23 protein-coding genes and 1 pseudogene are annotated in these 21200 nt (G+C 65.4%); 6 read left to right on the top strand and 18 right to left on the bottom strand.

The window, feature by feature from the left end:
• Both POM99_RS19335 and POM99_RS19330 read left to right on the top strand, forming a co-directional pair.
• Positions 1 to 193, top strand: a pseudogene (locus POM99_RS19335) (S-(hydroxymethyl)glutathione dehydrogenase); the annotation flags it as partial.
• A 26-nt stretch (positions 194 to 219) separates the two neighbouring features.
• Complete coding sequence (locus tag POM99_RS19330) at positions 220 to 597, top strand: VOC family protein (protein WP_277280324.1); 378 nt, start codon at positions 220 to 222, stop codon at positions 595 to 597.
• A gap of 31 nt (positions 598 to 628) precedes the next feature.
• Here POM99_RS19330 and POM99_RS19325 read toward each other — a convergent pair whose 3' ends face one another.
• From POM99_RS19325 to POM99_RS19295, 7 genes are all read right to left on the bottom strand, one after another.
• Positions 629 to 2452 carry a DUF885 domain-containing protein gene (locus POM99_RS19325; RefSeq protein ID WP_438823029.1) on the bottom strand — a complete coding sequence of 608 codons (1824 nt, stop codon included), beginning with the start codon at positions 2450 to 2452 and terminating at the stop codon, positions 629 to 631.
• A complete protein-coding gene (locus POM99_RS19320; protein WP_277280323.1) occupies positions 2449 to 3231 on the bottom strand; it encodes an SDR family oxidoreductase in 783 nt (260 codons plus the stop codon). Before POM99_RS19320 ends, POM99_RS19325 begins: the two co-directional genes overlap by 4 nt.
• A gap of 14 nt (positions 3232 to 3245) precedes the next feature.
• The gene (locus POM99_RS19315; protein ID WP_277280322.1) at positions 3246 to 3794 is read right to left on the bottom strand and encodes an NUDIX hydrolase; all 549 of its coding nucleotides are present in this window, start codon (positions 3792 to 3794) and stop codon (positions 3246 to 3248) included.
• Positions 3791 to 4459: a TPM domain-containing protein gene (locus tag POM99_RS19310; RefSeq protein ID WP_277280321.1), complete on the bottom strand. Its 669-nt coding sequence runs from the start codon at positions 4457 to 4459 to the stop codon at positions 3791 to 3793. The genes POM99_RS19315 and POM99_RS19310 overlap by 4 nt, the downstream gene beginning before the upstream one ends.
• A 1-nt stretch (position 4460) precedes the next feature.
• Complete coding sequence (locus POM99_RS19305; RefSeq protein ID WP_277280320.1) at positions 4461 to 5267, bottom strand: TPM domain-containing protein; 807 nt, start codon at positions 5265 to 5267, stop codon at positions 4461 to 4463.
• Complete coding sequence (locus POM99_RS19300; RefSeq protein ID WP_277280319.1) at positions 5264 to 5671, bottom strand: TPM domain-containing protein; 408 nt, start codon at positions 5669 to 5671, stop codon at positions 5264 to 5266. The genes POM99_RS19305 and POM99_RS19300 overlap by 4 nt, the downstream gene beginning before the upstream one ends.
• 141 nt (positions 5672 to 5812) lie before the next feature.
• Positions 5813 to 6490: a LemA family protein gene (locus POM99_RS19295; RefSeq protein WP_277280327.1), complete on the bottom strand. Its 678-nt coding sequence runs from the start codon at positions 6488 to 6490 to the stop codon at positions 5813 to 5815.
• Between the two features lie 231 nt (positions 6491 to 6721).
• Here POM99_RS19295 and mscL point away from each other — a divergent pair, with 231 nt between their 5' ends.
• Complete coding sequence (gene mscL, locus POM99_RS19290; protein ID WP_277280326.1) at positions 6722 to 7159, top strand: large conductance mechanosensitive channel protein MscL; 438 nt, start codon at positions 6722 to 6724, stop codon at positions 7157 to 7159.
• Between the two features lie 127 nt (positions 7160 to 7286).
• Here mscL and POM99_RS19285 read toward each other — a convergent pair whose 3' ends face one another.
• Positions 7287 to 7997, bottom strand: a complete 711-nt coding sequence (locus POM99_RS19285; protein WP_438823030.1) for a ThuA domain-containing protein — start codon at positions 7995 to 7997, stop codon at positions 7287 to 7289.
• Positions 7998 to 8068: 71 nt separating this feature from the next.
• Positions 8069 to 9484, bottom strand: a complete 1416-nt coding sequence (locus POM99_RS19280) for an aromatic ring-hydroxylating oxygenase subunit alpha (RefSeq protein WP_277280317.1) — start codon at positions 9482 to 9484, stop codon at positions 8069 to 8071.
• A 160-nt stretch (positions 9485 to 9644) separates the two neighbouring features.
• Here POM99_RS19280 and POM99_RS19275 point away from each other — a divergent pair, with 160 nt between their 5' ends.
• The 3 genes from POM99_RS19275 to POM99_RS19265 are packed head-to-tail and all read left to right on the top strand — an operon-like array spanning position 9645 to position 12021.
• Positions 9645 to 10424, top strand: coding sequence for an SDR family NAD(P)-dependent oxidoreductase (locus POM99_RS19275; RefSeq protein ID WP_277280316.1), 780 nt, complete (start codon positions 9645 to 9647; stop codon positions 10422 to 10424).
• Positions 10424 to 11245 carry an SDR family NAD(P)-dependent oxidoreductase gene (locus POM99_RS19270; RefSeq protein ID WP_277280315.1) on the top strand — a complete coding sequence of 274 codons (822 nt, stop codon included), beginning with the start codon at positions 10424 to 10426 and terminating at the stop codon, positions 11243 to 11245. The genes POM99_RS19275 and POM99_RS19270 overlap by 1 nt, the downstream gene beginning before the upstream one ends.
• A complete protein-coding gene (locus POM99_RS19265; RefSeq protein ID WP_277280314.1) occupies positions 11242 to 12021 on the top strand; it encodes an SDR family oxidoreductase in 780 nt (259 codons plus the stop codon). Before POM99_RS19270 ends, POM99_RS19265 begins: the two co-directional genes overlap by 4 nt.
• Positions 12022 to 12159: 138 nt before the next feature.
• Here POM99_RS19265 and POM99_RS19260 read toward each other — a convergent pair whose 3' ends face one another.
• The 9 genes from POM99_RS19260 to POM99_RS19220 form a co-directional block, all read right to left on the bottom strand.
• Complete coding sequence (locus POM99_RS19260; protein ID WP_277280313.1) at positions 12160 to 12558, bottom strand: hypothetical protein; 399 nt, start codon at positions 12556 to 12558, stop codon at positions 12160 to 12162.
• Entirely contained in the window at positions 12555 to 14288 is a 1734-nt protein-coding gene (locus tag POM99_RS19255; protein ID WP_277280312.1) for an FAD-dependent oxidoreductase, read from the bottom strand. The genes POM99_RS19260 and POM99_RS19255 overlap by 4 nt, the downstream gene beginning before the upstream one ends.
• A gap of 106 nt (positions 14289 to 14394) precedes the next feature.
• Positions 14395 to 15738 carry an aromatic ring-hydroxylating oxygenase subunit alpha gene (locus tag POM99_RS19250; protein ID WP_277280311.1) on the bottom strand — a complete coding sequence of 448 codons (1344 nt, stop codon included), beginning with the start codon at positions 15736 to 15738 and terminating at the stop codon, positions 14395 to 14397.
• A 168-nt stretch (positions 15739 to 15906) separates the two neighbouring features.
• Positions 15907 to 16356: a nuclear transport factor 2 family protein gene (locus tag POM99_RS19245; RefSeq protein ID WP_277280310.1), complete on the bottom strand. Its 450-nt coding sequence runs from the start codon at positions 16354 to 16356 to the stop codon at positions 15907 to 15909.
• A gap of 25 nt (positions 16357 to 16381) precedes the next feature.
• Positions 16382 to 16888, bottom strand: coding sequence for a VOC family protein (locus POM99_RS19240; protein WP_277280309.1), 507 nt, complete (start codon positions 16886 to 16888; stop codon positions 16382 to 16384).
• Between the two features lie 68 nt (positions 16889 to 16956).
• Positions 16957 to 18276: an aromatic ring-hydroxylating oxygenase subunit alpha gene (locus POM99_RS19235; protein WP_277280308.1), complete on the bottom strand. Its 1320-nt coding sequence runs from the start codon at positions 18274 to 18276 to the stop codon at positions 16957 to 16959.
• 25 nt (positions 18277 to 18301) lie between these two features.
• The gene (locus POM99_RS19230; protein WP_277280307.1) at positions 18302 to 18820 is read right to left on the bottom strand and encodes a nuclear transport factor 2 family protein; all 519 of its coding nucleotides are present in this window, start codon (positions 18818 to 18820) and stop codon (positions 18302 to 18304) included.
• A gap of 5 nt (positions 18821 to 18825) precedes the next feature.
• On the bottom strand, positions 18826 to 20262 hold the full coding sequence (locus tag POM99_RS19225; RefSeq protein ID WP_277280306.1) for an aromatic ring-hydroxylating oxygenase subunit alpha: 1437 nt from the start codon (positions 20260 to 20262) through the stop codon (positions 18826 to 18828).
• A 176-nt stretch (positions 20263 to 20438) separates the two neighbouring features.
• Positions 20439 to 21185, bottom strand: a complete 747-nt coding sequence (locus tag POM99_RS19220) for an SDR family oxidoreductase (protein WP_277280305.1) — start codon at positions 21183 to 21185, stop codon at positions 20439 to 20441.
• Positions 21186 to 21200 lie beyond the last annotated feature (15 nt).

Below are 21200 nucleotides of genomic sequence, written 5' to 3'. Positions count from 1 at the left end.
CCGCAACTGGCGCGGCACCGCCTTCGGCGGCGCCAAGGGCCGCACCGACGTGCCCAAGATCGTCGACATGTACATGACCGGCAAGATCGAGATCGATCCCATGATCACCCACGTCATGGGCCTTGAAGAGATCAACACCGCCTTCGACCTGATGCACGCCGGAAAGTCCATCCGCAGCGTCATCGTGTTCTGAACAACAGCCAGACCGGAGAGAGAACCATGTTCAGCCACAGCTTCCTCGGCACCAACGATATCGAAAAGTCGCGCGCGTTCTACACGCCGGTTATGGGCACGCTCGGCCATTCGGCAGTGCCATTGCCGCATGGCACGCTGTTTCCCAGCGAAGCCGGGTCGCTGATCGTGGCAAAGCCCGCCAATGGTGACGCGCATACGGTCTCCAACGGCCACACGCTGGGCTTCAGGGCCAAGAGTGCGGCTGACGTGGATGCCTTCCATGCGGCAGGCCTCGCCAATGGTGGTACCTGCGAAGGCAAGCCGGGCGTGCGCGAGAATTCGCCGGGCAAGCAGTATGGCGCCTACCTGCGCGATCCCGATGGCAACAAGATCTGCGCGTTTGCGCCCAATCCGAATGCCTGATCTGCGATAGGCCCTCCCAGCCGGGGAGGGCCTATCCCTTCGCGCTGTCGATATAGCGCGAGACGTTCTGCGCCAGCACATCAAGCGGAACGTTGCCGCCATCCACCACCGCCTGGTCAAAATCGCGCAGGTCATACTTCGGGCCGAGCGCGGCCCGGGCGCGATCACGCTGCACGTTGATCTCGATCTGCCCCAGCTTGTAGCCACAGGCCTGGCCCGGCCATGAGCAGTAGCGGTCCACTTCGCTCGCCGCGTTCGGGCGGGTCAGGCCGGTTGCGTCCATGAACGATGTCAGCGCCTGTTCGCGGCTCCAGCCCAGCGCATGCAGGCCGGTGTCCACCACCAGCCGTGCCGCCCGCCAGGCAAGGCCCATCAGATAGCCCAGCTTTCCTGCGGGATCGCCCTCGTACATGCCCAGTTCGTCGGCCAGCTGCTCGGCATAGAGCGCCCAGCCTTCGGTATAGGCGTTGAACGTCAGGATCGATCGCACCAGCGGCAGCGCCTGTGCGTACTCGCCCTGCCACACGTGGCCGGGAATGCCTTCGTGATAGACGAGATCGGGGATCGACACGCGGTTGTGCACCGTGGGGTCGCCCAGATTGACCCAGATCTTGCCGGGGATCCTGCCGTCGATCGAGCCCGGCCCGCCATAGGCGGCGGGTGCGCCGGCCTCTTCGGCCAGCGGCATGCGGCGTATCTCCAGGTTGCCGCGGGTCAGGCGGCGGAACGCCTGCGGCAGCCTGCCGCGCACCGCGTCGATCTTTGCCTGCATGTAGGCCACGATCTTTTCGCGCGCGGCGTCGTCGTTGCCAAAGGTCTGGTCAGGCCGCTCCTGCAACGCGGTAAGGCGCTCCGCCACCGTGCCACCGGTCAGTCCCATCGATCGCAGGATCGTGTCCATCTGCGCCATCAACGCGCGCAGCTGTTCCACGCCCAGCGCGTGGATCTCCTGCGGGGGGCGCGTGGTGGTGGTGCCCGCGCGCAGGCCATAGGCATACCATTCCGGCCCGTGCGGGCGGGTGAGCATCCCCGCATCGCTTTTGGCCATGGCGCGCTGGGCGATCAGTTCGGCCCGCTGCCGCTCCATCGCGGGCAGGATCTGCGCGGTGACAATGCGGGCGGCGCGCGCGGTAAAGTCGCCGGGTATGGCGCCGGGAATGGCTGCGGTCTTGCGGGCGAGGGGGCCGATGTAGGGTCCATCGGGCGCAGCGGCGGCTGCCATGCTGCGGCCCATCGCGGCGATGGCGGTGTCCAGCAGAAAATCGGGTGGCACCAGACCCATGGCGCGCGCGGCGGCGGCGCGCTGCGTCTCGCCATCCAGCTGCGCGGGCGCGGCCGCCAGGCGCATCAGGTAGAATTCGGCGTCCTGCGCATCGCGCACCGGCTGGTCGCCATCCAGCGACTGCGGCACATCCAGCCACGCGCCAACGTTCTGGATCACCACATAGGGCGTGTTGCGCCAGTTGCCGATGGTGGCCACGCCATAGGGCAGGGCCATGCCGTCGAGCGCGGTGCGGAAGGCGCTTTCCACCACGGCAAGGCTGGTGGCGGTTGAGGCGTCCAGCCCGGTGCGGGGCAGGGCTGCGAGTTCCTTCAGCGAGGCCTGGAGAAACCGGCGCTTGGCCTCCACTCCCGCCTGCGAGCGGTCTTCCAGCCGGCCCCGCAGGGCGGCGTGGGCGCCGGTATCAACGCCGAGCGATGTGGCCGTGGTCGGATCGAGATCGAGCAGGCCCCAAGCCAGCCTGTCGAGCAGGGCATCCGCGGCAGTAGGCGCGGCGGCGCGGGCGGGGAGGGACAGCGCCGCCAGCGAAGCGGCGCTGCCGGCGATCAGCGAGCGGCGGGAAAGATCGATCACAGCGCCGAAATCCCTCCATCCAGCTTCAGTTCCGCCCCGGTCATGAACCGGCTTTCGTCACTGGCGAGATAGAGCACGCCGTGGGCGATCTCGTCGGGCTCGCCCACGCGGCCGAGCGGGATTTGCCGGGCCAGCTTGCCCATCACCACGCTCTTCTCAAGGCTCGCGTTGGCGGCAATGCCGTCAAGGATCGGGGTGTCGACGAAGGTGGGGTGCACCGAATTGCAGCGGATGTCCCACCCGCGCTTGGCGCAATGCAGCGCCACCGATTTGGTCAGCATCCACACTGCCGCCTTGCTGGCGTTGTAGCCGGGCATGGAGTCCGACGCGATCAGGCCGGCGATGGAACTGATGTTGACGATCGAGGCGGGCTGGCTCTCGCGCAGCAGTGGCAGCGCCTTCTGGCAGCCCAGGAACACGCTGTCGACATTGATGGCAAAGCCCTTGTGCCACTCATCCAGCGTGCAGGTTTCGATATTGCCGCGCACGCCCACACCGGCGTTGTTGACCAGCACGGAAAGCCCGCCCAGCACTTCGGCCGCCATCGCCACGGCGGCGTCCCAGTCGGCTTCGCTGGTCACGTCATGCCGCATGGCAAACGCGGTGCCGGCGCCATGCTCGGCATTGATCGCCTCGGCCTGCGCCGCTGCGCCTTCACCATTGATGTCGGTCAGCAGTACCCGCGCGCCCTCGCGCGCCAGCAGGCAGGCATGCGCCGCGCCAAGTCCCTGCGCCGCGCCGGTGACAAGCGCCTTCTTCCCCGCAACCCTGCCAGCCATCCCCGGTCTCTCCGTTATCGTTGCAGCATGTCCGCACCCAGCAGCATCAGCATGCGCACGTCGATGCCATAGCCCTGCGCGCGCTTGTCAGCGAGAAAGGCCTGCACGCCTGAAAGCGGCACGCGGTGCACGGTGATGCCTTCGCCTTCCACGCCGCCGCCTTCGCCCACCTTCACCAGCCCGGTTGCGCGGAACATCGTGAAGGCTTCGGTCACCATGCCGGGGCTGGAATAGAATTCGCCCAGCGATTCCATGCGTGCGGCGCGGTATCCGGTCTCTTCCTCCAGCTCGCGCGCGGCGGCGGTGGCGGCATCCTCGCCCTCCGCACCGTCCTCGTCGCCAATCAGCCCGGCAGGCATCTCGATCGAAGGCTTGCCCAGCGGCACGCGGAACTGCTCCACCAGAATCACGTGGTCGTGCTCATCCACCGCAAGGATCACCGCGGCGCGGATGTTGCGCGTGCGGCTCACATATTCCCAGCGCCCCCGCGTCTTGGCGACGATATAGCGGCCTTCCCAGCGGACCTCTTCCGGCTGGCCTTCGAATTCTTCCTGCAAGCTCATACTTCGATCAACCTGTCCGGCAGTTCGTTGATGTCGTTGGCCTGGCGCGGGGCGTGCTCGGCCAGCACCTTGCCCACCTGCTCCACCGCCGCGGCCATGCCGTCGCCCAGCCGGCCCTGCTTCACATGGCCGATCAGCGCATGCATGGCATCGCCCCACACTTCGGGCGAAACCTTGGCGGCAATCGCCTCATCGGCGATGATCTCGGCGCGGTGCTCGGCCAGCGAGACGTAGATCAGCACGCCGGTGCGCCCGGTGGTGCGCGCCTCTGCCCCCACGCGGAAGCAGGTGAGCGCGCGCGCATGGACCCGCGCCACCTTGATCGGCCGCGGCGTCAGCGCCAGCCGCAGCGGCTGCCACAGCAGGATCAGATACATGCCCGCAAACTTCACCGTCGCAGCGCCGAGCGCGAGGCCCAGCACCGCGCGCGGGCTCCATTCGTGCGCCCACAGCCCCAGCACGCGGTCCACCAGCGACAGGTAGAAGTGCGGGAACAGCTCCAGCACGGCCAGCGCCAGCAAAGCGACCACCGCGCTCCATGCCAGCGCCACGTCACGATAGGGATCGGAAACCGGCGTGGCGATGGTCACGATCTCGCCCGCGCTCAGCGCCTCGGCCGCCCCCACCGCTTCGGCCACGCGGGCGCGTTCGGTCTCGCTCAGCATCTCACCAGCTCCCGCTTGAGCCGCCGCCGCCAAAGCTGCCGCCGCCGCCGGAAAAGCCGCCGCCACCGCCCCAGTCTGACCCGCCGCCGGACGACCAGCCACTGCCGCCACCACCGCCCCAGCCGCCGCCGGGGAAGATCATCACGCCGGGGCTGCGATAGCGCCGCCCGCCGCCGCCCAGCGCGCGCAGGAACGGCAGCACGAAGAAAAAGAAGAAGATGACGAGGAAGATGACGGTGCCGAAATCGAACTGCGGCTCGCTCGCCTTGTCCTCCTTGGCCTTGGCCGCCTGCGCCACCTTGCGCGCCTCGTCCTCGGGCAGCTGCAGCTGCGCGATCAGCTTGTCGGTCGCTGCCGCAATGCCCCCGCCATAGTCGTTGGCCTTGAAGCGGGGGACCATCTCGTTGCGGATGATCTCGCCGGAAAAGGCGTCGGTGACAATGCCTTCAAGGCCATAGCCGACCTCGATCCGCATCTTGTGTTCCTTGGGCGCAACCAGCAGCAGCAGCCCGTCGTTGCGCTGCTTGTCACCGATCCCCCATGCGCGGCCGAGGCGATAGCCATAGTCGGCCACGTCGTAGCCCTGCAGGTCGGGGATCGTGGCGATCACCATCTGCCGCTGCGATTGCTGCTCCAGCGCGGCCAGCTTTGCCTCCAGCGCGCCGATCTGCTCGGGCGTCAGAAGATGGGCCTCGTCCACCACCCGCCCGGTCAGCTGCGGGAACGTCTGCGCCCATGCCGGCCCCGCGCAGAATGCGAGGAGGGCCAGCAGGGCGGCCAGCGCCAAGCGCAAAGGCCTGTATTTCATGATTTGACCTGACCTTGCGATGGGTGGTCGAGTGCGGAGAGGATGCGGGATGCGCCCGCTTCTATCCCGGCCTGCATCTTCCCCTTTCTGAACGGCGGCAGGATGTCCTGTTCGATGATCTGGGCGCAATCCTGATTGGTCAGTACCCGTTCAAGCCCGCGACCCACCTCAATGCGGACTTTGTGCTCAATCGGGGCGATGATCAGCAGGACACCATCATTGCGCCTAGCATCGCCAATGCCCCAGCCGTTGCCCAGAGCCAAACCGAAATCCTCGATAGAACGGCCCTGCAGGCTGGTAACGGTGACAATCACCACCTGTGGACCGCGCCGCTGCTCCAGACGGTCGAGCTTATCAACCAGTGCCTGCTCGGCCGCTGGCGTCAGCAAGTCTGCGTTGTCCACGATCCGGCCCGTCAGCGGGATCGGTGAAGCGGGTCGTGCCTTTTCCTGCTGGGCCGCCGCCGCGCCGGGCTGGCACGCCGCAGTTATCGGCGCGATCGCCAGCGCAATGGCAATGAATGGCCGACGCATGGCGTGCGGGCCTTACTGGCCCGCCGCCTTGCTGGCGCCTGCGCCGGTGTTGTCGTTGGCTGCGGGGGCGGCAGCCGGAGCGGCTGCGGGTGCCGCCGGGGTGTCGAAGCTGACCGGCGGGGCGGTGTCCGCGCCGGGGGTGGTGGCGGCAAAGGGCACCATCGGTTTGGCACCATAGATGATCTTCGCGCCGATCACCGCGGGGAAGGTGCGGATCGTGGTGTTATAGTCCTGCACCGCCTGATTGTAATCACGCCTTGCCACCGCAATGCGGTTCTCGGTGCCTTCCAGCTGGTCCTGCAGCATCTTGAAGTTGTCGTTGGCCTTCAGCTGGGGATAGGCCTCAACCGAGGCGAGCAGGCGGCCAAGCCCGGCGGAGAGCTGGCCCTGTGCCTGCTGGTACTGCGCCATCTTGGCCGGGTCGGTCAGGTCTGCGGCGGAAATCTGCACGCTCGTCGCCTTGGCGCGGGCTTCGGTCACCTGCACCAGCGTGCTCTGTTCGAAATTGGCCGCGCCCTTCACCGTGGCGACGAGGTTGGGGATCAGGTCGGATCGGCGCTGATACTGGTTCTGCACGTCCGCCCACTTGGCCTTGGCGGCTTCCTCTGCCGTGGGGATGGAATTCACCCCGCAGCCGGCAAGGCCCGCCGCCGCCAGCGCGGCAAAGGCAAAACGGGTGGCGCGGCGCATGATCGAAGCGGACATGGAGATGCAAATCCTCTTGCAGTGTCGGGCCGGAATGTAGCGCGCCCGCGCCCGCGTTCAAGGACGCCGGTCGGTCCGCGTCGGCAATTCATCCGATCGGGGCCACTTCATAGGGGGCAGTCCATATCGGAGGGCATAACCGCTTGTCCCACTGGCGTCATGGTGGCAATCAATTGCCTTGAGGATCGCACCACAAGAGGGGATTTGCCCATGGGCATGATGCAGGAATTCAAGGCTTTCGTTTCGCGAGGCAATGTGCTCGATCTCGCCGTCGGCGTGATCATCGGCGCGGCTTTCGGCAAGATCGTCACCTCGCTGACCGAGGACGTGATCATGCCGGTGGTCGGCCTGCTTTCGGGCGGGGTGGATTTCACCAACAAGTTCGTGATCCTGGGCGCCATCCCCGATACCTACAAGGGATCGCTCACCGATTATGCCGCGCTCAAGGCGGCCGGCATCGCCATGCTCGGCTACGGCGCGTTCGTGACCGCGGTGATCAACTTCCTGCTGATGGCCTTCGTCATCTTCCTGCTCGTGCGTCAGGCCAACAGGCTGCTGGCCAAGCCTGCGGAAGAAGCTCCCGCTGCCCCCGCCGGGCCGAGCGAGGTGGAACTGCTCGCGGAAATCCGCGATGCCCTGAAGGCGAAGGGCTGAGCTCTGCATTGCGCTTTCGGGATTGCGGGCCCCGCAGGGGGTACGGTGATCCCGGATGGCGTTCGGAACCAACAGAAAAGGCCGGGGCTTCCACCCCGGCCTTTTCCTTTCCTGTCCGGTAACGCCTTCAGCCCCTGGGCGCGCGCTCCTTGCACCAGGCGATTCCCCGGCGCAGCAGGTCATAGAACACCGGAAGGTCCCATGCGCAGCGGTCCACGGTCGGCCACCAGTCCAGCATCGGCTGCAGGTCGTAATGCCCGCGGCAGTGGCCCAGCGTGTTATAGAGCACCGCGCCCGCGCCGTGCCCTTTCAGATACATCACCGCATGCTTGCCAATGGCGTCCGCCGCCTCGACAAAGCCGGTCCCTTCCACCGTGCAGTCGGTTTCCAGCAGCACGTGCAGGTCCCCGTGATATTCCATGTGGTACAGTTCGTCGGTGGTCTCGAACGGCTCCACCCCTTGGGTCAGCGGATGGTCGGGATCGGCCACGGTGACGGTATAGGGTGCGATCGGCGGGTGGCTGATGAACTGGCTGCCCAGCATGTCCATCATCAGCGGGGCCCAGCGCGGCGCATCCCACAGGCCCTTGTTCGGCCCGTCGGTCAGCAGGCGCAGCACTGAATTGGTGCCATGCAGCGCATACCAGCGCCCGCCCGCCTGCAGCCAGTCGCGCAGCACTTCCTGCGCCTTCAATGAAGGGGTGACGTCGCAGGTATAGGTGATCAGGATGTCCGCCTCGGCGATGGCCGCCGTGTTCTCGTAATCCTCGAACACGCGCGTGCGCACCGCCGGGTCTTCGGCCAGCAGCTTCAGCAGCTCCAGCCGGGCGAAGTCCATGTCATGCCACACGCCGCCGCACACCAGCACGCAGTTTATGCGCGGGGGGCGTGCCTCTGCCGTCGCGTCGCTCACTTTTTCGCCCCCAGCTCGCCGTTCAGGTACTTGTCCAGCGTCTGGTGGAACTGGCGGATGCGGATTTCCTGGTAATCGCCCAGGTTCACCTCGCCCGTCTTCGACGCATGCAGGCCATCCTGCACATAGGGCAGGTTGTCCATGTCCTGTTCGAACACGTGGCCCAGCACGCCCAGCTCGGGCGCGTCGGTCCACTTCTGCTCCGGCGTCAGCAGCTTCATCGGCACGCCGTGCGGCATCGGATCGCCCTTTTTCACGCGGGCCAGGATGCGCACTTCCATCAGGCAGGTGTCCGGCGTCTTTCCCGGGCGCCAGCGATAGACGATGTTGGGCATGAACCCGCCCCACGGGGCAAAGTTGGGGAACACGTTGTAAACCAGGCCGTCGAGCAGCTCGGCATCGGTGGCGTGGTCGTGGTCATACCCGGTCTGCTCGGTATAGCCCTTGCGCATCGCCGCGCCCAGCGCCGCGCGCGCGGTCATGCCTTCGGGCACGGTCACTGCAAAGGGATCGCCCGCCGCTTCATAGTTGTCGGCGCTGCGGCCGTTGTACTTGCAGAATTCGTCGACGATCCACTGCTGCGTCTTGCCATCCGGGTCCACGTGCGGGCTCATGATGCCAAAGGGCACGTGGTTCACGTTCACATTGTCGCCATATGTCCAATAGGCGCTGTTGGCGTCTCCGGTGAAGGGCAGCAGCTGCGGGTGGGTCACCACGGTGTGCCACGCTTCCATGAAGGCTTCGGCCGTCACCTTCCAGTTGGCCGGCACTTCCTTGGCCACCCAGATCACCGTGGTGCATTCCTCGTGCCGCCACCGCTTGAAGAACTCGGGGATCGGGGCAAGGTATTCCTCCAGGCTCGGCCCGCCCTTTTCCTCGCGCAGGAAGATGTACCCGCCCCAGCGGCCCACCTCGGCTTCGGGCAGGGCCATCTTGTCGGCCTGCAGATGCTTGAAGTCCCACGAACAGGGCATGCCGTCAAAGCTGCCGTCCTTGTTCCAGGCAAAGCCGTGGAACGGGCAGGTGAACTTGTCGGCGGTGCCGTCTTCGGTGCGCAGCTTGCGCCCGCGGTGAAGGCACACGTTGTGCATCGCCTTCACGCTGCCGTCTTCCTGGCGGCTGATCAGCCATGAACGGCCCGCGTTCTCGAACACGGTGTAATCGCCGGCTTCGGGAATGTCCTCCTCCCGCGCGGCGAACTGCCACACATGGGGCCACATCTTCTCGCGCTCGGCCTTGGCGAACGCCTCGCTGGTATAGCGTTCGGCGGCAATCGGCGCGCTGCCCCGGTATTGATAGCTTTCTTCGGTCAGGATCGCGGGGGCCGGGCGCGAATCCTGCGCCAGCAGATCCTGCCAGCTGATGCCTTCGGACCGCGCGGTTCCGCCGATATTGGGATCACGCTCTGCCATCGTTTTGATTCCTCACCCAGGATTACCTTCGGTTATGCCGGTTTTGGCCTTCGCGGGCGCGCGAGTCACCTTGCGCAAAAGCATAGGTTGCGCGCGTCTCCGCCAGCCTGCACCACTCAGCCAAGCATTTTGCGGGCCAGGCATCAATCGGGAGAGAACAGTGAGCAGGAGACTCGAAGGCAAGGTGGCCCTTGTCACGGGCGGCACCACCGGCATCGGTGCTGCCGCCGTGCAGCGCCTCTCGGAAGAAGGCGCGAAGGTGTGGTTCACCGGATCGAAGGAAGAGCCTGCCGCCGCGCTCTGTGCGGAAACCGGCGCGGTGTTCCGCAAGCACCGCGTGCAGGATGAGGCGGCATGGGGCACGCTGATCGACGATATCCTCGCCACCGAAGGCCACCTCGACATCGCCTTCGCCAATGCCGGGACCGAAGCGGGCGATGGCAGCATCGAGGATGTAAGCCTTGATGGCTGGAACAGCATCATCGCCGTCAACCAGACCGGCGTGATGCTCACCGTGCAGAACGCGATCCGCGCCATGGTGAAGAACCCCGGCGCCACGGGCTCGATCATCATCAATTCGTCGATGAACGCCACCCGCCCGCTGGGCAACTATGTCGCCTATTCCGTCACCAAATCGGCCGTGTGCGCGCTGGCAAAGTCGGCCGCGGTCTATTGCGGGATGAAGAAGTACAAGATCCGCGTCAACGCGATCCTGCCCGGCGTGGTGGAAACCCCGCTGATCACCCAGATCATGAACGCGCAGCCTGATCCCGCCGCCGCGCGCGCGATGTACGACGGGATGGCGCCAATGGGGCGCATGGCCCAGATCCACGAGATCTCGGGCCTTGTCGCCTATCTTGCCTCGGATGAAGCCGCTTTCATTTCCGGCGCCGAGATCGCGATCGATGGCGCCACCACCGCCGGCATGATGGGGGTCTGATGACCATGGAACTGGGTTCTCAACGGCTGAAGGGCCGCGTCGCCTTCGTCTCGGGCGGCCTGCGCGGCATCGGCCTCGCCTGCGTCGAACGCTTCCTGGCCGAAGGCGCGGAAGTGGTGCTGTCGGATCTCGATGCGGCAGACAGCGAAGCCGCCACCTCGGTGCTGGCGCGGCTGGGGCAGGCGGCCAGCTATGTCTCGGCCAACGTGGCCAGGGAAGAGGATTGGGAGCGCGCCGTCGCCATGGTGAAGGAACGCCACGGCAAGTGCCATGTGCTGGTGAACAACGCCGGCATCGATCTGACCGGGCCGGTGGAAAGCCTATCCATGGAAGGCTGGCGGCGGATCATGTCGATCAACGTCGACGGCGTGTTCCTGGGCACCAAGCATTTCGTGCCGATGATGGCGGAAAGCGGCAAGGATTTCCGTGGTGGCTCCTCGATCATCAACGTCAGCTCGATCATGGGGCTGGTGGGGATGAACGAAGTTTCGGCCTACAACGCCAGCAAGGGGGCGGTGCGCCTGTTCACCAAGGGCATCGCCATCGAATTCTGCCAGAAGAAGACGCCGATCCGCGCCAATTCGCTGCATCCCGGCTTCGTGGAAACGCCGCTGCTCAAGGCTGGATTCCAGCGCTGGGTGGATCAGGGTTTTGCCGAAAAGCCCGATGATCTGGTGGCCGGCGTTGTTGCCAGCACGCCCATCGGCCGCCTGGCGCAGCCGGCCGAACTGGCCAGCGCCGCCTTTTTCCTCGCCAGCGAGGATTCCAGCTACATGACCGGCGCAGAGCTGGTCATCGACGGGGGATGGACTGCACAATGACGATTGCTCTCGATGATGTGGTCGCCGTCGTCACCGGCGCGGCCGGCGGCATCGGCCGCGAACTGGTCAAGGCGCTGAAGGCGGCGAACGCCACGGTCGTCGCCACCGATCTGGTTGCCGAAGCAGAGATCGAAGGCGCGGACCATTACCTGAAGCACGACGTGACGAGCGAGGCCGACTGGCGCGCCGTGGCGGCGCTGGTGCAGGAAAAGTATGGCCGGCTCGATGCGCTGGTGAACAACGCCGGCTATTCGATCGTGACGAAGTTCGAAGACACGCCGCTTTCAGAATTCCACCGGGTGAATGCGATCAACGTCGATTCGGTCATCATCGGTACGCAGATCCTGCTGCCGCTGCTGCGCGAAGGTGGAAAGGCGCGCAAATCGGGCGCTTCGGTGGTCAATTTCTCCAGCGTGGGCGGCCTGCGCGGCGCGCCGTTCAACGCGGCCTACTGCACTAGCAAGGCGGCGGTGAAGATGCTCAGCAAGTGCCTGGGCGCGGAATTCGCGGCGCTGGGATACAACATCCGCGTCAATTCTGTGCATCCCGGCGGGATCGACACGGCCATGCTCAATTCGATCATGGACCGCTATGTCGAACTCGGCGCCGTCCCCTCGCGCGAGGTGGCGCTGCAGGGGATCGTGGCCAACCATCCGATCGGGCGCATGGGCCGGCCGGATGAAATGGGCGGTGGCGTGGTCTATCTCTGCTCGGATGCGGCAAGCTTCGTGACCTGTGCCGAGTTCGTGATGGACGGCGGTTTCAGCCAGGTCTGACCGGGGCGCCTTTTGGGTGGGGTCAGGGGGGCTCAACCCCCTGTCAGTCGATCTCAACCCCTTCTCAGTCGTTTTCAATGTACGGCCCCGATTCCACCCGCAATCGGGGCCTTTTCAATGCAATTTCAGTAGTTTGGATCAGGGATTGGCCCCGGCGGCGATCCACGCGCGGATTTTCGCGATTTCGGTGGCGGGAAGGGGGCTGCCACCGAACGGCATCCGCGCCCCAGACCCGCCATGCGCAATGTGCGAGCCTTCCAGCTTCATCACCAGATAGCTCCTGTCCGGATCGCCGGGCGCAATCCGCAGCACGCCCGGCGCCTCCTGCGAGGGCTTGTTGACGAGGAAGGACAGCGCGCTGTCTGACACCAGCGACATGCCGCCCGCTTCCTCGCCGGTGAGGTGGCAGGTGGCGCAGTTCGCTTCGAGCAGGGGGGCGATGTCCGCCGTGTAGCTGACCGGCGTGGGCGCCTGGGCCTGTGCGGCGCAGGCGAGCGCGAGGAGACCTGCGCCGCCGAAAATGGCCTTTCCGATCATGCGCTTGCTGCGTGCTTGCCGGCGATGTAGCCGAAGGTGAGGGCCGGGCCGATGGTGCCGCCCGCGCCGAGATAGGCCTGCCCGGTGGGCGCGGCGATGCAGTTGCCCGCGGCGTAGAGGCCGGGGATCGGCTGGCCGTTGGCGCCCAGCACCTGCGCCTGCGCGTTGACCTGCGGCCCGCCGGCGGTGTCCAGCGTGCCCGGCGCGAGCACGATGGCGTAGTATGGCCCCTTGGCGGCGAAGGGGTGCATCGTGTTGTTGGGAAAGGGGTTTTCCGGCTGCGAAGTGCCTGCGCGGCGAGCCGAGAACAGCAGGTGCCATTCACGGTCATAGAGGTACTTGCCGCGCCCAAACTCCGCATCGACGCCCTTCCTGGCATAGCCGTTGAAGGTTGCGATGGTCTGTTTGGCGTTCGCCGCGAAGTCCGGCGCGAGGCGGACGCCGCTGGTGCGGTCCTGCCACCCGGCGAGCTGGGCGTCGATCCTGCCGAAGAGTTCCTCCCAGGTCTGCCCTTCGAGCAGGTGGGGCTGTTCCGACTTGTCGACGGGGAAGGGGAAGGCCCCGCCGAAGGCGTCGATGCTGCGCTGGTCGAACAGCATGAACATCAGGTGGTTGGGGTATTCCTCGTGCGCCGGGTCGTACCAGAAATGGGCCTGGGTGCGATCGTTGTAGTCGCGCTTTTCGTTCACGACACGGCGGCCGTACTTGTTGACGAGGATCATCGAATCCCCCGGCAGGACGAAGGCGCCAAGGCCGATGCCGCGCGTCTTCAGCGCCTCTCCCAGCACGACCTGCGAGCGCCAGCCAAGGCCGAGGTTGCCCATCATCGCGCCCGCATCCTGCGCGATCGGGATGAAATCGCCGGTGGAGCCGGGCAGGGCGCACGAGCCATAGACGGCGGGCTGGTGCATGTCGCACAGCTGGACGTTGTGCGAATAGCCGCCGGTGCCGAAGACGACCCCCTTGGTGGCCTTGATGCGGATCGCCTTGTCACCCTGCTTCGCCTCCACGCCGATGACGCGGCCGGAGCCGTCCTTGACCAGGCGGGTGACGCGGGTGCGGGTGAGGATCGGCACGCCCTTGGCCTTGAGGTGGGCGTGGAGCTGCGCGGCAAGGCTGCCGCCACCCTGCGATGAACCGGAGCCGACGGCGGGTTCAAGCGTCCGACCGGTGGGCACCTTGTTTTCGGGCAAGTGATCAGCATAGTCGGGCGCAGGGCGATCCACCTGGAACAGGCGGAACTGCTTGAACTGCATCACGCCCAGTTCGCGCAAGTGGTCGATGGCGGCAGAGCCGTGATCATAGAACGCCTCGACCACGCGGAAGCGGTTCTCGTCCAGCCCGAGGGTGGGGCTGGAGGGGTTGTACTGGCGCGGATAGCCATAGCGCACGGCATAGCGCAGGGCATCGTCCTTGCTGTCCTGGATGCCCTGTTCGCGCAGGATGAAGTGGTTGAAGATCCACGCCACGCCGCCCGATTTGGCGGTGGTGCCGCCAAGGATCGGCATTTTTTCAACCATCAGCACGCGCGCGCCCTGCGCCAGCGCGGTGACCGCCGCGGTGCCGGCGGCGGCACCGCTGCCGACGCAGAGCACGTCGGTTTCATGGTCCCAGCCGGGTTCCGCCGTCTGCGCGCCGGCTTGCGTGGCTAGGCCGCCGGTGGCCGCAGCGGCTGCAGCGATCCCCGCGCCGGCGAGCATGCGCCGCCGATCGATACGTGTGGTGGTCATGGTGTTCTCCCGTTCCTTTGTCGTTGCCGGCTGGTGCCGTGTGTATGTGCTGAACAGCCCCCCTCCCTCCTTCGACAGGCTCAGGATGAACGGGAGGGGGCCGGGATCAGCGCCGCCCTTCGAGGTAGTCGTTGATCACTTCGTGAAAGCGGCGGATGCGGGTTTCCTGTTCGCAGAGGTAGGCATCGTCATGCCCCAGCGAATGCAGGCCCTGCTGCTGGGTGACGGCAACTTCGAGGTCCTGGATCAGGAAATCGCCCTGCTTGATCTCCGCGGTATAGGCGTCGAAATCGCCGGTCTGGTGCTCGGCATCGCGCCATGGGCGCAGGCCATAGAGCGTGGGGATCTGCTGCCCTTCGATCTCCGGCGAAAGGTACCAGTAATCGAAGGTCGACCAGTTCGGGTCTTCCGCATCGGGTTCGGTACGGAACACGTGCAACCCTTCCGGCGTGCCGGTGATGGTGAAGTTGGGAAAGCATGTGTGGTGGAACTGGTCGGTCAGCTCGTCATCGCTGAGCCGGTCGAAGTGCCTGAACCCGCGCGCGGGGCCCAGCCTGCGACGGGCCTGCTGCAGCGCGATGCGGCCTTCCTGCGCGCGGCCTTCGAATTCGGCGGGATCGATGTCCCACTCTTTCAGCACTTCGGCCCACAGCGGCTTGACCTGCTGGGCATCCATGTAGCGGCTGGAAGGCTGCAGCTTCTCGATCATGCGGTTGTGCCCGCTGGGGTACATCTCGAAGATCGTGGTGGAATAGTGATCGTCGATCATCCCTTCGAACTGCGGATGGACCGAGGGGATGTGGTAGGATTCGTTGAAGTTGTCTGACGCGAATTTCCAGTTGGTGTTCACCCGCAGGGTGCGCCAGACGACCCGCTTCCAGTTGGCCAGATCGCGGTTCCTGAGCAGGGTGGGGATCGGGTGGAGATATTCCTCAAGCGGAACGGCGTTGGGATCGAAGCTGTAGAACACGAAGCCGCCCCAGGTTTCGCAGGGCACTTCCTTCATCCGCAGCTTGCCGCAAGGGCTGCCCTGACGGAAATCCTCTTCATCCTGCACCCAATCGAGCGCGCCATCGATGTTCCACTTCCACCCGTGGTAGGGGCAGGTGAAGTGATCGGCCACGCCGCCTTCCTCGGTGGTGACGAGGCGGTTGCCGCGATGGCGGCACACGTTGTGGAAGGCGCGGATGCCGCCGTCCTTCTGCCGGACCATGATGACCGACTGGCGCATGAAGTTGTGGGTGATGAAATCGCCCGCTTCCTCAAGCTGGGAGGTGCGGCCGCCGACATGCCAGATGCGCTTCCACATCCTTTCCCATTCAAGCGCGGCAAAGTCCTTCGACCAGTAGCGATCGCCGGTGATGGCGTCGCCACGGCAGCGGGGGAATTCCGCATCCGGGCTGGTGGGATAAGTGGCGTTCGGATTGGGGATGGTCAGGTAATCGGCCATGATAGCTCTCCGGTCAGGCGCGCCATCTCCCCATCCGGCGGGCCAAGGAACGATCGGTCTTGTCTTGAGGCCTCGGTTTGGGCCTCTTTTTTGCAACAGCCGTCTTTTTACGGGCGGCCGTCATCCCGGCCGGCAGGGCTGCGGGCCCTGCCGGCCGGGCAGGAACCGTTACTGCGCGTTTTCCAGCGTGCCGGTGAGCGGCATCAGGAAATCCATGGTGTAACGCGTGGCCTTCCAGCCTGCGGCGGTGCGGCGCACGTCGAAGTAGTAGCGGCCGTTGACGGTGACGCCACGGCCGTCCTTGCCCACGCCCATGCCGATCACATAGGCGCGGATCGAGGCGGTATCGCCATCGTAGGCGGTGATGGCGAAGTTCGTCAGGTAGTGCGCGTGATGCGCCATGTTGGCGAAGACGTTGGTGAAGAATTCGCGGATGCCGGCGTGCCCGTGGACCGCGGCGAGACCGATGCCGGAAAGATCGAACACCGCATCTTCGGTGAAGACATCAAGGATGCCGTCAATGTTGCCGATGGTGTCCACGGCGTGGGCATAGGCGACCAGCACGTCCTGGATGGCGAGGCGGTCTTCGATCGGGCAGGCGGTCATCGTTCTGTTCATCCTCTCGCGGCGCAAATGCCGTTGTCTATGGAAAGAGCGGGCGTATCGGATCGGTCCTGCCGTCCCAGCCGGCCGCGCCTTCGGCAATGCGGATGAAGGCGGCGGTCTGGGCTTCGTCTTCCTCGACGATCTCGATCATGCAGCCGAGCGCGGCCGCCGTATCGACATAGCAGAAGCGCATCTCGCCAAACTTGCCATCGATGGCGACGGCGAAGCCCTGATCCACATAGCGCTGGCGCGTTGCATCGTAATCGGCGGTGTAGATGCAGAAGTGGTGGAACCCGCTCTGCCCCTTGGCGATGGTATCGCGATAGGCGCTGGGGCGATCGCAGTGCTGCTGGATCAGTTCCACCTGCACGCCGCCGGACTGGGCCAGGGCGACCGAGAAATCGAGCCCTTCGGCCAGCTCCCCGCGATAGCGCGCCTCTGCCAGCTGGATATGCGGAACCATGAAGAACGGCCCGATGCCGGTCGAAGCGATCCAGGCCCGTGCGGCCGCCTCCACGTCATCGACGATGAAGGCGGCCTGCATCAGGTGGGGCCCCACCTGACCGGGCACGACAGCAAGGCTGCTGGAAGGCAGGGAGGTTGCGCCCGCCATCAGCCGTTGCCGTGCACCATGTCGTTCAGCTTTTCATGGAACCGCTGAACGCGCTTTTCCTGCCCCGGCAGGATGCAGCCCTTGAAGCCGCGCGAATTGAGACCCTGTTGCTGGGTGGTGCCGATCGACAGGTCCTGGTCCGCCACGAAGCCGACCGAAACGCCATCGCCATACGTGCTGTGGCGGTGGATGGCATCGAGCCGGAAGGGCGCGGGGCCGACCGGGGTTTCGATGGTGTCCATGCCCTTGACCGGCGGATAGAGGCACCAGTGCTGGAACACGCACTTTTCCGGATCGGTGGGATGCGGTTCAGTGCGCAGGATCTGGCACTGTTCGGGCGACATGGTGAGGGTGAGGTTGGGGAACAGCGTGCAGTGGAAATAATCGACCAGCTGCTGGTCGGTCATCGTGCTGTAGTCATAGCCCCGCTCTGCGCCCTTTTCGCGCTTGGCCTTGATCACCGCCTCGCGGATGTCAGCCGTGCGGCCGCGATATTCCTTGGGATCGATGCCCCATGCCTCTGCAGCTTCATAAAGGCCCGGGGGCACGTCGCCGCTGACGTAGTCCTTGCGGCTGGTGGCCTGGTGGCCGATCATCCACATCGAGTTGTGGCCGTTCTCGTACATCTCGAACAGCGTGGTGGGCAGGCCGTCGTTGATGAAGGTGGCAAGTTCGGGGTGGATGGTGGGGAGGTGGTAGCTTTCGTTGAAGTTGTCGCGGATGATCTTCCAGTTGAAATCGCAATCCGCCGATACGTTGAGCACGCGCACCCAGTTTTCGAGCTTGTAGCCGGCGAGGCGATCAGTGAAGGGCCAGAGCCATTCGTGCAGCGGGGCGACATCGTCGTCCATGCACCAGAACACGAAGGGCCCCCAGGTATCGCAGCGCAGTTCCGACAGGGTGACCTTGCCGCAGGGGTTGCCGCCGGCGAAATCGTCGGGGTCCTGCACGTGGACGAGGGTGCCGTCGGGATCGAACTGCCAGCCGTGATAGCCGCAGGTGATGCGCGGGGTGGAGCCGGAATCGCCGAGGATCAGGCGGTTACCGCGATGCGGGCAGGTGTTGTAGAACGCCTTTACCCCGCCATCGGCCTGTCGGACCATGATCACCGATTCCTTGCCGAAGTTGTGGCGGATGAAATCGCCCTCTTCCTCCAGCTCGGCCAGCACGCCGCCCAGGTGCCAGACCTTGGGCCACAGGTGCCTGTTTTCCAGCTCCATCCATTCGCGGGTGATGTAGCGGTCTGCGGTGATGGTGTCACCGCGCACCGGAACGTCGAATTCCGGGGAGTAGCGGGAGATTGGCTGCTCGACAGTCATAGTGCGGGATCCTCCAGGATGCTTGTCAGACCGGCCAGTCGCGCGTTTCGCTGAAGTCGGTCCCACGCCGCCCGGAGAGTACCAGAGGGTTGGCCTTCAGGAAATCGTCGGCAGCTGCGCCGGTTTTTGCCCAGTCCACTATTTCGCGGCGGCGGCTGATGCGCCACTCGCCATTCTTGCAGGTGTATTCGTCGACATAGCGCCCGGCGACGATGAGGTCGGTCGGGATGCCGTCCTGGTTGGTACGGTGCCAGGCGAAGAAATAGACCTCGCCACTGGCGGCATGGCCGTTCACGCTGATCTGCGCCTGGCCGATGATGTGCTGGCTGCCTTCGAGATCTGCGAGGAAACCTTGGGCGAAGGACACGAATTCATCGGCGCTGCCCTGCATCAGGCCGCAATCAACCCAGGCATCATCGTGGAAGGCGCTGCGGTGGAGCACGGGATCGAGCCGGTCCTGCCCGCGCATGTAGCGGCACAGGGCATCGTGGATGTCACGCCGGGCGCAGAGATCGCGGACTTCGGCTTCAAGGTCGAACGCCATGCCGGTCACTCCCCGGCCTGGTCTTGGGCGGAAAGGTATTTGTCGACGACCATCTGGAAGTGGCGGATGCGCGCTTCCTGGTAGTTGCCGAGGTGCTGGACGCCGGTGGCGCTGGCGCGGAAACCGGCCTGCTGGGCGCGCAGGTTGTCGGTATCCTGATCATAGACATGGCCCATGGCCGCATCGAAGCCGGGGGCCGAAGCATAGCTCTCATGCTCGGCGACGTGGTAGGGCTCCGGTGGCTCGGGCGCGAGACCTTCGGCCGGATTGGGGCGCAGGAACAGGATTTCGAACAGGGTGCGGTTGGGATCGCTGCCGATCGGGCGGAAGCGATAGGCCATGGGCAGCGACAGGCCGGGGAACAGCACCATGTTGGGGAAGACATGGTATTCGATGGTGTCGATCATCTCGCTGTCAGAAACGTGGGAGAGATCGGTCTTGTACTGCGCGCCCATCACCTTGCGCAGGTGGCGCGCCATCACGGTGCGGGCGGTTTCGCCGGGGCCGACGGTGAGGCCACTGCCGCGCGAATCCGTGTCACCCAGGATCATCGTGGCGAGCAGCTGCTCCTCGGTGAGGGGCTGGGCGAGGTGAGGGGAGTTGACCCCGGTGGCGGCGTAGAAACGGGTGACGTGGTCGGAATGGCAATCATACTGCACGTTGGCATCGCCCACGCCCTTGAGCAGCTGGGGGTGCGTTTCCAGCACGTGGTAGGATTCGAGGAAGGCTTCCTGCGCCGTCTTCCAGTTGCAGGGCAGTTCCTTGGCGACATGGACGGCCACATTGCGGTTGGCGATATCCCAGCCGGCGAAATGATCGGGCAGGGGGGCGAGGAATTCGTCGAGGCTGGGCCCGTGCGGCGATGGATTGATGAAGACGAAGCCACCCCAGTGGCCGACGCGGACTTCGGGCAGACGGGTCTTCGCCGGATCAACATGGGCGAAATCCCACGCGCAGGGGACGGACTTCAGGCTGCCGTCATTCTCCCACGTCCAGCCGTGATAGGGGCAGCGCAGGTCGTTGCCCGAGCCGACGCCTTCGCCGCGCTTGAACTTGGTGGAGCGGTGCAGGCAGGAATTGACGAAGCCCTTCACGCTGCCGTCGTCCTGGCGGACCACGACGTAGGAGAGGTGGGCGACTTCGTAGGTGTAGAAATCGCCGGGCTCGGGAATGTGGTCCTCGCGGCAGACCCACTGCCAGGTGCGCTTCCAGATCTTCTCGATCTCAGCCTCGAAGATCGACTGGTCGAAATAGCGATCGACCGAAACAGGCTCACTGCCGAGGTAGGCGGGCTGTTCAAAGGCGAGCACGGCGGGAGGGGGGACAAGATCGCGCGCGACGATTTCCTGCACGCTGGGCGCATCGGGGCAGCGCACTGCCGCAAGTTCGGCCGCATCGTCCACGGCGGACGGCAAGCCGTGCTCTCGGATCATCTCGAGCATTGTGGGACTCTCCCGACACGCACGCCTTAAAACAGGCAGTCTTGCCGGTTTTGTGATCCATTTTGCGAGTCGGCTCAACCTAGCTGATTCGATAGGCGGGGGCGGGGCATGGAAAAGGGCGGGAGCGCACGCTGCGCCCCCGCCCTGCGGAGCAACCGGAAACGGGCAAGGTCAGGTCATTCCATGGTTTCGCCGTTGTCGATGGTGATGGTGGTGCCGGTGATGTGGCGGCCATCGTCGCAGGCGAGGTAGAGCACCATGTTGGCGATATCGATCGGCTGGCCCATGCCGTGGTTGTGGATCTGGTCCAGCCCGGCTTCGCCCGCAGGCAGTTCGGCCAGCGCCTGTGCGGTCATCGGGGTGACGATGGCGCCGGGCACGATGGCGTTGCAGCGGATGCGGTACTTCCGTTCGCGGCAGTGGACGGCGGTGGAGCGGCTGAGCGCGATCACGCCGGCCTTGGCGGCGGAATAGGCGGGAATGGTGCCGATGCCCTTGACCGCGGCGACCGAGGCCATGTTGATGATCGAGCCCGAGCCATCATGGCTCATGTGCGGGATCGCCGCGCGGCAGCCGAGGAAGGTGCCGGTCATCATCACATCGACCTGCAGGCGCCAGTCATCGAGCGAAAGGTCCTCGACCGAGCCGAAGCGGACGAGGCCGGCGTTGTTGACGAGGGTATCGAGCCGGCCGAAGCGGCTGACGGTTTCGGCGACGACTTCGGCCCAGCGCGCCTCATTGCGCACGTCCTGCTGCAGGAACACGCAGTCGGGGATCGCGGCTGCGGTCTCTTCACCCAGCGCGGCGTTCATGTCGGTGATCACGACCTTGGCCCCTTCGCGCGCGAGCACGCGCGCATCTTCCGCGCCGAGGCCCGAAGCGCCGCCGGTGACCAGCGCGACGCGTCCATCCATCTTGCCCATGTATTGCTTCCTTGG

Origin of the sequence: Novosphingobium cyanobacteriorum (assembly GCF_029436685.1) — a bacterium.
GTDB lineage: Bacteria > Pseudomonadota > Alphaproteobacteria > Sphingomonadales > Sphingomonadaceae > Novosphingobium > Novosphingobium cyanobacteriorum.
This window is presented reverse-complemented; position numbering and strand designations above follow the sequence as displayed.